Origin of the sequence: Enterobacter sp. HNDS-6 (genome assembly GCF_039850505.1) — a bacterium.
Classification (GTDB): Bacteria; Pseudomonadota; Gammaproteobacteria; order Enterobacterales; family Enterobacteriaceae; genus Enterobacter; species Enterobacter kobei.
The window spans coordinates 3,179,609-3,191,959 of sequence record NZ_CP156673.1; the positions used below are offsets into that span (position 1 = coordinate 3,179,609).

Sequence of the window (12,351 nt, forward strand, 5' to 3'; positions counted from 1 at the left end):
ACTCTATTGTGATTGTTTTATGCTCCGCTACGTTAGGTCGACTAAGACATTCCGCAAAGTCGAAATTCAGCTTTGCTTATGCCATCCGGGAATAACGCATACGCTAAGGCTATTAGAATGCGCTGCTTTTCGTCCGCTTTTTAACCTGCTATAACAAACTCCTTACCTTTCAGGGAGTCACCGCCGTGCCCGAAATCAATCAACATGGTCAAACCGTTAACGATATTGTTCCAGACTGGAAATGCGCCCGGATCTTAACCCGCACCCCACTTACCGGTCAGTATTGCCGACTGGAGCCGCTGGATACCGATCGCCATTCGGCTGATTTATACGAAGCCTACGCGCTGGGTGATGACAGTGACTGGACGTGGCTTGCCAGCACTCAGCCGGAAAGCGTTGAGGCCACTGCGCACTGGGTGCTGGGAAAGGTGATGGATGACGATCTGGTGCCCTTTGCCGTAATCGATTTACGCACTGAACAGGCTGTAGGGCTGGTGAGTTACATGGCGATTGAGCGGTTTCTCGGCTCGGTGGAAATCGGGCATGTCACCTGGTCGCGCAAAATGAAGGGCACGCGTTTGGGTACCGAGGCGGTGTGGCTGCTGCTGAAAAATGCCTTTGAGCATAAGTACCGTCGACTGGAATGGAAATGCGATTCAATGAACATTGCCTCGCGCAATGCGGCGGAGCGGCTGGGTTTTGTCTGGGAAGGTCGCCTGCGGCAGAAACTCGTGCGCAAAGGGCGTAACCGCGACAGCGATATGCTCTCCATTATTGATGGCGAATGGCCGCAAAGAAACGCGGAGCTGTGCGCCTGGCTGGCTGCGGAGAATTTTGACGCAGAAGGGCGGCAGATTCAGCGGCTTGAGGCATTTCGGTTATAAGTCTTGTATGTAGGGTACAGCTGGAACGGATAATTAATCTGCGGAAATGGCAATTTCAATCAGGTTGGTTTCTCCGGACTGGACGCCCTTTGTCACCGCTGCGGCGATATCTGCGGCATCGGTGATCCGGCAGCAGTGAACGCCCATGGCGTTGGCCAGCGACTGAAAATCGATATGCGGGTTAACCAGGTCCATCCCGATAAAACGCCCGAGCTGCGTTGAGCTGTAGTCAGCCTGGCTCTTCATAAAGTTTTTCAGGATGTTGTACTCCCGGTTGTTCATGACGATAAAGGTGACCGGCAGGTTTTCGTGCGCCGCCGTCCAGAGCGCCTGCGGGGAGTACAGGGAGGCACCGTCGCCCAGCAGACAGACCACCGGCTCGCGGCCCAGCCCCAGCGAGTGGCCTACTGCCGCAGGCATACCCCAGCCCAGCCCGCCGCCGCGCATGAAGAAGTAGCGTTGATGCTGCTGGTCGGAGATAAACCGACGGACATGTCTCGCTGTTGCAATGGCTTCATCGACGATGGTGGTGCCTGGTGGAACGGCCTTAATGACTTCATATGCCGCCACCATCGGTGAGATCGCCGGGCGCAGCCGCTCGGCCGACAGGCGCTCTTCCTGCTGCTGCCACTCTTTTTCACGTTCGCTGCGCGCGGTTTTCAGCAACTGCTGGTGGATCAGCTTGCCCGCCACCAGACGCTGCTCAAGCATCGGTAACAGCGCCTGCAACGAGAGTTTGATATCCCCCATCACCGAGAGTCGGGTGGCATAGGTGCGACCCAGCTCGTTCATGTCGGCGGAGAGCTGATAGACCGCGCATGAACCCGGAATCGCGTCCCCCTCGCTGTATAAAATGGTAATCAGGCTTCTGCCGCCGATGATAAAAACGGCGTCGTAGGCATTGACAATGCCCGCGATTTCACTGGCGGTGGTGGGCATATTGCCGCGCCAGAGGGCATGCTGCGTGGGGAAGGGTAAATTCAGCGGCCAGGAGGAGCCGTAGACGTGGGCGCTGAGCGCTTCCGCCAGCTGGACAATCTCCTGCGTCGAGCCGCTGGAGTGGACTTCATCTCCCGCCACAATCATGATCCTGCCTGGCGCGATCTCGCTGAGCGCCTCAGCCAGTTCGTCCAGCGAGCCCGCGACGGTGTGGTAGTTCACTCTGGACGCCGTCTGTATTCCGGCGTCGCTCAGTTCCTCCATGACGTTCATTGGAAGAGAAAGCAGAACCGGGCCGGCCGGAGGATAGCTGGCAGCGTGAAACGCGCGGCGCACCAGCACAGGGAGCTGGTCGGCGCTGGTGACCTCCTGCGCCCATTTCATTACCGGGGAACCAATGGAGACAATGTCATCGTACAGAAGCGGGTCGCGAACGTAGTGCCGCGTATCCTGCTGCCCGACGGTTACCACCAGCGGGGTTTTCATGATCCGCGAGTTAATGAGATTCCCCATGCCGTGCCCCAGGCCGCTGGCGGTGTGCAGGTTGATAAACCCCGTTTTACCGGAGGCTTTCGCATAGCCGTCGGCAATGGCGACCACGCTGCTCTCCTGAAGTGCCAGAATATAGTGAATATTTTCATGGCGAAGCAGGGCATCAATGAGCGGCAGTTCGGTTGTGCCGGGGTTGCCAAAAATATATTCCACGCCTTCACTCTCCAGCACTTCAAGGAGAATATCGGCGCCCGTTCGCATATTGAGATCTGATAAGGACGTTAATGATTTAATCATAATGACACCTCATTCAGTATTATTTAACGCAGGCTAAAATTCTTCCTGCGTCGGACGAACAACAATTTCATTAATATCAACGTCGCCAGGCTGTTCAATGGCAAATAAAACCGCGCGGGCAATCGCATCAGCCGGAATAGCCTGCTTATAAAATTCATGGAGAAATTTTTTACTCTCTACGTCAGAGCTGCCGAATTGAAGTTCGCTTTCGACGGCACCGGGCGAAATAAGCGTCGTGCGGATGGTTTTTCCCGCCTCCTGACGCAGGCCTTCGCTCAGCGCGCGAACGGCGAATTTTGTGGCGCTATACACCACGCCGCCAGGGGCCAGTACCTTGATGCCCGCAACGGAGGCCACGTTAATAAAATGCCCGCTGCCCTGACGCTGAAACACCGGTAATGCCGCCGCGATGCCGTACAGCACGCCTTTCAGATTGGTATCAATCATCTTGTCCCATTCGTCGGTTTTCAGCTCGCTAAGGGGGGCGATAGCCATAAAGCCCGCGTTGTTGATCAGCACATCCACACGCTGGTAGGCGGCAACGGCGGCATCAATGGCGCGCCGAACCTCTTCCTGACGGGTCACATCCGCCTTCACGGCAATGGCCTTTCCCCCTTGCTGAATTATTTGATCCACCAGGGCATTAATTCTGTCGAGGCGGCGCGCCACCAGCACCAGCGAAAAGGCCTTATTCGCTAAATACAGGGCAATGGCCTGACCGATGCCGCTGCTGGCGCCGGTGATAACGACAACGTTGTTTGCACTGTTATTCATGATCTTATCTCGCTGTTGAGTAATGCAAAAAATAAAAGGCAGGGAGGTGTTAATGAATAATGACAAATTCATTAACGCGGATTTTTGATATATTGTGTATCGGAATTAAAATGATGGCTGTTTAAAACTTAATGGAGTGTGGAAGATTCTGTCAATATCATATTTTTAATATTTAAACGGATTGCATGCCTAATGTTTATTTCTTATATGTAAGCGAGAATAGTATAAAAAGAAATAGAGTGACGCTGCAGGCCCTGCGAACAGGGCCTGAGGATTATATTTTTCCACTGTAAAGCACCGGGCCTGTTGGCAGGCCAGTGGGCGATCCGCCCTCCGGTTCAAGGCTTATCGCTATCGTGGCGTCAGGAGGAAGCGTTGTGTTCCTGAGGGCCACCGTCGTTGGGATATCGCTATGCAGCAGCCCCAGCGAGACAGGGGCCTGTCCGGTCGGGATCAGCCAAAGCTGCAGGCTGTGCTGCGCCGGGACGGCGGCGGGGCCGAGAGGTGCAACACTCAGCTGCTGACGGCGGCTGTCCGCACTCACTACCCACTGCCCGCGCTGTTGGGCATCGTTGAGCACCATCAGCGGTGCGAGCGCTGGCGTGCGGGTGGAGTACCACGTCACGACGCTAAAGGCGGCAAGGCCGGCGGCCACCATCCAGCCGAGGTAAGGTCGCCAGTTGCGCACCGGCCGGTTGGGCGGCAGTTCGAGGGCAATTTTTTTCCACACCGACTCAGGAGGAGGAATGGGGACAAGATGGCTATCGAGCGTGCTGAGCATTTCCTGCCAGTACGCTACGCGGGCGGCCAGAGCGGGCTCATTGGCAAGCCTTTTCTGGAACTGAAGCCGCGCGCCTCCCCGCAGGGTGCCGAGGGCATATTCTGCTGCCAGCATGTCGTCGCGTTTTTCTGCGTCATTCATAGCCCCACACACTCCCGAAGATGATCCATTGCGCGACGTATCCAGCTTTTCACTGAGCCTACGGGCTGCTGGAGCCAGTCGGCAATATCGCTGTGAGACATCCCCTGATAGTAGGCGAGCGTAATGCTCTGGCGCTGCTCGCTACTCAAATGCTCGAGACAATGCCTGAGCCGTTCTGCCTGCACATCGTCGTGCCAGTTGTTCTGCTCGTCATTCTCGCTCGGCAGAAGCGCGTCGGTATACGGCATCTCGCGGTCGGCTGCCCGGATTTGCCCACAACGCAGCCAGTCAATACAGCGGTTGCGAACAATATGCGTAAGCCAGGTCATCGGGGAACTGAGGGCGGCGTTATAGGTTTCGGCTTTACTCCAGACCGTGAGAAAACAGTCGTGAAGGATCTCTTCTGCCCATGCCCGGTCACGCAACATACGCAGCGCGACGGCAAACAGATGCGGCGAGGTGAGTCGGTAGAGTTGTTCAAATGCACGGCGATCGCCTTTCGCGACCGCCTGCATTAATTTCTGCTGCTGTTCAGCCAGCGCGTTATCCATGTTTTTCCCGAAAGGCAACGGCACACTTCCGAAGTATAGACAACTACTTAGGCATCAGAACGGTATCAATGACATCGATTACGCCATTTTTTTGATGAACGTCGTAGGTGCTGATGTTTGCCACATTGCCCTGACCATCCTTAAGCTGAATATTGTGCAGGCCGTTGCTCATGATCCACAGCGGCTGACCGTTAACGGTCTTCAGCTCCGCGCGACCGCCACCCTGTTTAATTTTCTGCTCCAGCGCTTTCATATCGTAATTACCGGCAACAACGTGATAGGTCAGGATGCTGGTTAGCAGTGCTTTGTTTTCGGGTTTGACCAGGTTATCGACCGTGCCGGCGGGTAATTTCGCAAACGCCGCATTGGTCGGCGCAAACACGGTGAACGGTCCTTTGCTCTGTAGCGTATCCACCAGTCCGGCAGCTTTGACAGCGGCCACCAGAGTCGTGTGATCTTTCGAGTTCACGGCGTTTTCAACAATATTTTTGCTCGGGAACATTGCCGCTCCGCCCACCATCACGGTGTCAGACGTCATGGCTGCTGATGCGCCTGCACAGAAGAGTAAAGCGCTGGTTACGAATGCAACACGGGTTAGCTTTTTCATCATCATTCCTCGGATTGGGGAGCAAAGGGGTTGCTCACATACCCATATACGAAGGCAGGGTGGAAACTGGATGCAGGGAAATGAAAATAAATTCAGGAGACGTTTATTCCCTCTCCCCAATGAGGAGAGGGTTAGGGTGAGGGGCACCCCTTAGCGGCGAACCGGCGCGCCGTTCGCCACGTAATACGCCGCCGTGCTCTTCGCCAGCGGTTCCCGCCCGCGAATCGCATCGGCAATTTTCTCGCCGATCATGATGGTGGTGGCGTTCAGGTTGCCGGTGATGATCTGCGGCATGATCGACGCATCCACCACGCGCAGTCCTTCCAGCCCGTGAACGCGGCCTTCGCCGTCGACAACCGCCATCTCGTCATAGCCCATCTTACAGGTACCGCACGGGTGGAAGGCGGTTTCGGCGTGGTTGCGCACGAACTCGTCAAGCTGTTCGTCGGTCTGGCACTCGACGCCCGGGCTGATCTCGCGACCGCGGTACTTGTCCAGCGCAGGCTGGTGCATGATCTCACGGGTGATACGGATCGCGTCGCGGAACTCCTCCCAGTCCTGCTCGTGGGACATGTAGTTGAACAGGATCGCCGGATGCTGATGCGGATCGCGCGACTTGATGCGCACGTGGCCGCGGCTCGGCGAGCGCATGGAGCCGACGTGGCACTGGAAGCCGTGCTCTTTTACCGCATTCGAACCGTTGTAGTTAATCGCCACCGGCAGGAAGTGGTACTGAATGTTCGGCCACGCGAACTCCTCGCGGCTGCGGATAAACCCGCCCGCTTCGAAGTGGTTGCTCGCCCCCACGCCGGTGCCGCCAAACAGCCATTCAGCGCCAATCTTCGGCTGGTTCCACCACTGCAGGGCAGGGTAGAGGGAGACCGGCTCTTTGCATTCGTACTGGAGGTACATCTCCAGGTGATCCTGCAGGTTTTCGCCCACGCCGGGCAGGTCGTGCACCAGCGGGATATCGAACTGCTTCAGCAGCTCCGCGCTGCCCACGCCGGAACGCTGGAGGATCTGCGGGGAGGCAATGGCGCCTGCGCTCAGCAGCACCTCTTTGTTCGCCGTCGCTTTCGACGGAATCGTGCTTTCGCCTTCCAGCCACTCGACGCCCACCGCGCGCTTGCCTTCAAAGAGGATGCGGTCGGTCATGGCGTGGGTACGGATGGTCAGGTTCGGGCGTTGCTTTGCCTGGTCCAGATAGCCGCGCGCGGTGCTGGCGCGTCGGCCCTTCGGCGTGACCGTGCGGTCCATCGGGCCGAAGCCTTCCTGCTGATAGCCGTTGAGATCGTCCGTGCGCGGGTAGCCCGCCTGCACGCCCGCTTCCACCATCGCCTCAAACAGCGGGTTCACGCCCGGTTTGGAAGTGGTAACGCTCACCGGACCGTCGCCGCCGTGGTAGTCGTTCGGGCCCACGTCGCGCGTCTCTGCCTTGCGGTAGTACGGCAGGCAGTTGAGATAGCTCCAGTGCTCCAGACCCGGCTCTTTCGCCCAGTGGTCGAGATCCATCGCGTTACCGCGGATGTAGCACATGCCGTTGATCAGCGACGAACCGCCCAGCCCTTTACCGCGCCCGCACTCCATGCGGCGGTTGTTCATAAACGGCTCTGGCTCGGTTTCATACGCCCAGTTGTAGCGCTTGCCCTGCAGCGGGAACGCCAGCGCGGCAGGCATCTGGGTGCGGAAGTCAAAGCGGTAATCCGGTCCGCCCGCCTCAAGCAGCAGCACGGTGGTATTCGGATCTTCAGTCAGTCGTGTTGCCAGTACGTTGCCGGCAGAGCCGGCGCCGATAATGATGTAGTCAAATTGCAAATAAACCTCCCGGTTAAAATATGGACTGGAATTTACCCATCTCAACCTGGATGGACTTCACCTGGGTGTAGCTCTGCAGCGTCATAACGCCGTTCTCGCGGCCAATGCCGGAGTGTTTATAACCGCCCACCGGCATCTCTGCGGCGGATTCACCCCAGGTGTTGATCCAGCAGATGCCCGCTTCGAGCTGATGAATCGCGCCGTGGGCGCGGTTCAGATCGGCAGTGACGATACCCGCCGCCAGTCCGTAGTCGGTATCGTTGGCGCGGCGAATCGCTTCTTCATCGGTTTCATAGGTGAGGATGGACATCACCGGGCCGAAGATCTCTTCGCGCACGATGGTCATCTCGTCGGTGCAGTCGGTGAACACGGTCGGGGCCACCCACGCGCCGTTATCAAACCCTTCGCCCTTCAGCACGTCGCCGCCGCACAGCACGCGCGCGCCTTCTTCTTTACCTTTGGCGATGTAGCGCAGCACGCTGTCGCGGTGCGGGAAGCTGACCATCGGGCCAAAGTTGGTTTTCACATCGAACAGATCGCCCGCGCGGATGCGGCCCACGCGCTCAACGATTTTCTGCTCAAACGCGGCCTTAAATTTCGCGGGCACGAACACGCGGGTGCCGTTGGTGCAGACCTGACCGGAGCTGAAGAAGTTGGCCATCATGGCGATGTCTGCCGCCAGATCCAGATCCGCATCGTCGAAAACAATCAGCGGCGATTTGCCGCCCAGCTCCATCGTCACCTCTTTCAGGGACGAGGCCGCCGAGTTGGCCATCACCTTTTTGCCGCTGGCAACGCCGCCGGTAAAGGAGACCTTCGCGATGCCCGGATGCTCGGTCAGGTACTGGCCGGTCTCCGCGCCTACGCCTGGCAGGACGTTAAACACGCCGTCCGGCAGACCCGCTTCGGTATAGATTTCGGCAAGCCTGAGGGCGGTGAGCGGCGTCACTTCGCTCGGCTTGAAGATCATCGCGTTGCCCGCCGCCAGCGCCGGGGCCGATTTCCACAGGGCGATCTGGATCGGGTAGTTCCACGCGCCGATGCCCGCCACCACGCCCAGTGGCTCGCGGCGGGTGTAGACGAATGAGGTTTCGCGCAGCGGGATCTGGCTGCCTTCCAGCGCCGGGATCAGCCCTGCGTAATACTCCAGTACGTCCGCGCCGGTGACGATGTCCACGGTCGAGGTTTCGGAATACGCTTTACCGGTATCGAGGGTTTCCAGCTTCGCCAGCGCGTCGTTACGCTCGCGCAGGATATCCACGGCGCGACGCAGGATGCGTGAGCGCTCCATGGCGGTCATTGCCGCCCAAATTTTTTGCCCGCGTGTTGCGCTTTCCACGGCGCGGTCGACGTCTTCACGCCCGGCGGCCTGAACGCTCGCCAGGACTTCACCGTTGGCCGGGTTGATGGTCTCGAAGGTGCGACCGCTGGTGGCGGGTGTATAACCACCATTGATATAAAGCTGCTGTTCTGCCATTCGGGACATACTTTCTCCTCGGTTATTCGGTCGGTAAATGCTGGCTGATAAAGTGGCTGGTGAGCGACTGGGCCAGCGTTTTATCCAGCGGTTTGCCGCTCAGTGCGGCACGCAGCCAAAGCCCGTCGATCAGTGCCGCCAGCCCGTAGCCCGCTTCCTGCGCCTGCTCGCGCGGCAGTTCGCGGCGGAACTCGTACACCAGGTTCGACAGCAGGCGGCGGCTGCTGACCTGCTGCAGACGGTAGAGCATCGGCTGGTGCATGCTGCTCGCCCAGAAGGCCAGCCAGGCTTTCATTGCCGCGCTGCTGATCTGGGTTTCATCAAAATTGCCGCCGACAATCGCCTGTAATCGCTGCTCCGCACTGCCGTCCGGCAGGGCGTGCAAGCGGCTTAATACCGCATCGCGCAACTGCCCGGTGATGTCGCGCATGGTCGCTTCCAGCAGACCGTTTTTGTCTTTGAAATAGTGACTGATGATCCCCGTGGAAACGCCCGCCCGGCGGGCGATCTGCGCGATGGTTGCGTCGTGCATTCCCACTTCATTTATTGCTTCCAGCGTGGCGTTAATAAGCTGCCTGCGCCGGATCGGCTGCATCCCCACTTTGGGCATTGTTGCCACTCCATTCATCAGCGTTGGTAATACATTAAAGCGGTTTTTGATTGGACGTTCAATATAAAATGTGTCTTAATTGTTGCGGATTTGGATTTTAATAGTTACAAAAACAGTGGGGATACTGGATGACAGACCTTTCACAAGACAGAGAAAAAGACAAAATCAACCCAGTCGTTTTTTATACTTCCGCCGGGCTGATTTTGTTGTTTTCCCTGACGACGATCTTCTTTCGTGATTTTTCCGCCGAGTGGATTGGGCACACGCTGAACTGGGTGTCGAAGACCTTTGGCTGGTACTATCTTCTGGCGGCGACGCTCTATATTGTCTTCGTGGTTTGCATCGCCTGCTCGCGCTTCGGTTCGGTGAAGCTTGGGCCAGAGCAGTCCAAGCCCGAGTTCAGCCTGCTGAGCTGGGCCGCAATGCTGTTTGCTGCGGGTATCGGCATCGACCTGATGTTCTTCTCCGTAGCTGAACCGGTCACGCAGTATATGCAGCCGCCGGAAGGGGCAGGGCAGACGATGGAAGCCGCGCGCCAGGCGATGGTCTGGACGCTGTTCCACTACGGCCTGACAGGCTGGTCGATGTATGCCCTGATGGGGATGGCGCTCGGATACTTTAGCTATCGTTATAATTTGCCCCTCACTATCCGCTCTGCGCTGTACCCGATTTTTGGCAAAAAAATTAACGGGCCGATTGGTCACACCGTTGATATCGCAGCGGTGATTGGCACCATCTTCGGCATCGCGACCACGCTCGGTATCGGCGTGGTGCAGCTCAACTACGGGCTAAGCGTGCTGTTTGATATTCCGGATTCAATGGCGGCGAAAGCGGCGCTGATTGCGCTCTCCGTGATTATCGCCACCATCTCGGTGACCTCCGGCGTGGATAAGGGTATCCGCGTGCTCTCCGAGCTGAACGTCGCGCTGGCGCTGGGCCTGATCCTGTTCGTGCTGTTTATGGGGGACACCTCGTTCCTGCTCAATGCCTTAGTGCTGAACGTGGGCGACTACGTGAACCGCTTTATGGGGATGACGCTCAATAGCTTCGCCTTCGACCGTCCGGTGGAGTGGATGAATAACTGGACGCTGTTCTTCTGGGCGTGGTGGGTTGCGTGGTCGCCGTTTGTCGGCCTGTTCCTGGCGCGAATTTCGCGCGGGCGCACCATCCGCCAGTTTGTGATGGGCACGCTGATTATCCCGTTCACCTTTACCCTGCTGTGGCTGTCGATTTTCGGCAACAGCGCGCTGCACGAGATCATCCACGGCAATGCCGGTTTTGCTCAGGAAGCGATGGCGCACCCGGAGCGCGGCTTCTACAGCCTGCTGGCGCAGTACCCGGCGTTCACCTTTAGCGCCTCCGTGGCGACCATCACCGGGCTGCTGTTCTACGTCACCTCAGCGGACTCCGGCGCGCTGGTGCTGGGCAACTTCACCTCGAAGCTGAAGGACATCAACAGCGACGCGCCGAACTGGCTGCGCATCTTTTGGTCGGTCGCCATCGGTCTTCTGACGCTCGGCATGCTGATGACCAACGGTATTTCGGCGCTGCAGAACACGACGGTGATCATGGGGCTGCCGTTCAGCTTCGTCATCTTCTTCGTGATGGCCGGGCTGTATAAATCGCTCAAGGTGGAAGACTACCGCCGCGTCAGCGCCAGCCGTGATACCGCGCCGCGTCCGATGGGCGCGCAGGACAGGCTGAGCTGGAAGAAACGTCTGTCGCGCCTGATGAACTACCCGGGCACGCGTTACACCAAACAGATGATGGAGACGGTCTGCTTCCCGGCGATGGAGGAAGTCGCACAGGAGTTGCGCCTGCGGGGTGCCTACGTGGAGCTGAAAAATCTGCCGCCGGATGAAGGCGAAAACCTGGGGCACCTGGATCTGCTGGTGCACATGGGCGACGAGCAAAACTTCGTCTACCAGATCTGGCCGCAGCAGTATTCCGTGCCCGGGTTTACCTACCGGGCGCGCAGCGGGAAATCGACCTACTATCGGCTGGAAACCTTCCTGCTGGAAGGTAGCCAGGGGAACGACCTGATGGACTACAGCAAGGAGCAGGTGATTACGGACATTCTGGACCAGTACGAACGCCACCTGAACTTTATCCATCTGCACAGGGAAGCGCCGGGGAATAGCGTGATGTTCCCGGATACCTGATTTCCTTCAAACGTCTTCCGATGATCTACGGGCAAGGTTGTTAGCAAACCTTGCCCTTTTTTTTGCCTGCATGAAGCCGCGACCATTATTGTTAATTTGCGACGAGAAAATTGATCTGGGAACAGTTAATAACTCAAGCTTTTGATTTTATTTATTTAAATGTGATTTTTGGAACTGCCGGGACTGTTTTGAATGTAAAGAATGTTCAGTATTTGTCAGCTTTCACTTGGGAAAATCGCAAAAGATGTCACGAAAAATCCTAATTTAACCCTATTAAGACTAGGTTTAACAGGGGTAGGATATCCTTGTAACTTATTGATTATAAATAAATGTTCACTTTTTGTGGGTTTTATTGCTAATTGTTCGTTAATTTTAGATAAATATATTGATGTGAAATTTTTGTTTCTGTGTGCGGCAATGAAAAACATAAATGAAACATTTGTGTTTTTAAACTTAAAAAATCAAATTAAGTGGTTTTTTATATCGCATTTAATATTTTTTACAGTGTTTTGCTTTGATAAATTAGTCTCATTGTCACATTTTCTTCATTTTAATAACATTTCAGTGCATCAGATGAACACCGAACCCCTTTCGAATGGAGAAGACGCCGACATGGAAATGAGAATGATAAACTTCTAAGGAGTCTTTGTGCCTTTTGTCTCTGACGAGCTTCTGTATGGATACACGATTTTTCATCATCTTGAGTACCGGCTTTCAACCAGAACGCTTATCAATATCAAGAATGGACGTATTAAAAGATTCGGCATGACGAAAGCAAGACTGTTCGAGTATCTCCTGGCGGGGATGGATAACGAAATTGT

General features: G+C 56.4%; 10 protein-coding genes. 2 read left to right on the plus strand and 8 right to left on the minus strand.

The genetic code is table 11. From position 1 onward, the window contains the following. Positions 1–185 precede the first annotated feature (185 nt). Positions 186–884, plus strand: a complete 699-nt coding sequence (locus ABFI50_RS14840) for a GNAT family protein (RefSeq protein ID WP_014882926.1) — start codon at positions 186–188, stop codon at positions 882–884. A 33-nt stretch (positions 885–917) separates the two neighbouring features. On the opposite strand, the gene ABFI50_RS14845 is transcribed toward ABFI50_RS14840, so the two are convergent. The 8 genes from ABFI50_RS14845 to betI all read right to left on the minus strand — a co-directional run bounded on the left by ABFI50_RS14845 (position 918) and on the right by betI (position 9,368). Then, positions 918–2,612 (minus strand): thiamine pyrophosphate-binding protein, encoded by a 1,695-nt coding sequence (locus ABFI50_RS14845; RefSeq protein ID WP_045268283.1) that lies wholly within the window; start codon positions 2,610–2,612, stop codon positions 918–920. 33 nt (positions 2,613–2,645) lie between these two features. Continuing rightward, on the minus strand, positions 2,646–3,386 hold the full coding sequence (locus ABFI50_RS14850) for an SDR family oxidoreductase (RefSeq protein WP_333155158.1): 741 nt from the start codon (positions 3,384–3,386) through the stop codon (positions 2,646–2,648). A 274-nt stretch (positions 3,387–3,660) separates the two neighbouring features. Then, positions 3,661–4,308 carry an anti-sigma factor gene (locus tag ABFI50_RS14855; protein WP_333109205.1) on the minus strand — a complete coding sequence of 216 codons (648 nt, stop codon included), beginning with the start codon at positions 4,306–4,308 and terminating at the stop codon, positions 3,661–3,663. Beyond that, positions 4,305–4,859 (minus strand): sigma-70 family RNA polymerase sigma factor, encoded by a 555-nt coding sequence (locus ABFI50_RS14860; RefSeq protein WP_347484391.1) that lies wholly within the window; start codon positions 4,857–4,859, stop codon positions 4,305–4,307. The genes ABFI50_RS14855 and ABFI50_RS14860 overlap by 4 nt, the downstream gene beginning before the upstream one ends. A gap of 43 nt (positions 4,860–4,902) precedes the next feature. Continuing rightward, positions 4,903–5,466, minus strand: coding sequence for a fasciclin domain-containing protein (locus ABFI50_RS14865; protein WP_014882930.1), 564 nt, complete (start codon positions 5,464–5,466; stop codon positions 4,903–4,905). 150 nt (positions 5,467–5,616) lie between these two features. Then, positions 5,617–7,281, minus strand: a complete 1,665-nt coding sequence (gene betA / locus ABFI50_RS14870) for a choline dehydrogenase (protein ID WP_088127034.1) — start codon at positions 7,279–7,281, stop codon at positions 5,617–5,619. Between the two features lie 13 nt (positions 7,282–7,294). Continuing rightward, complete coding sequence (betB, locus tag ABFI50_RS14875) at positions 7,295–8,767, minus strand: betaine-aldehyde dehydrogenase (protein WP_088127033.1); 1,473 nt, start codon at positions 8,765–8,767, stop codon at positions 7,295–7,297. Between the two features lie 13 nt (positions 8,768–8,780). Then, positions 8,781–9,368: a transcriptional regulator BetI gene (betI, locus tag ABFI50_RS14880; RefSeq protein ID WP_014882933.1), complete on the minus strand. Its 588-nt coding sequence runs from the start codon at positions 9,366–9,368 to the stop codon at positions 8,781–8,783. 128 nt (positions 9,369–9,496) lie between these two features. Here betI and betT point away from each other — a divergent pair, with 128 nt between their 5' ends. Continuing rightward, complete coding sequence (gene betT / locus ABFI50_RS14885) at positions 9,497–11,530, plus strand: choline BCCT transporter BetT (protein ID WP_023332337.1); 2,034 nt, start codon at positions 9,497–9,499, stop codon at positions 11,528–11,530. Positions 11,531–12,351 lie beyond the last annotated feature (821 nt).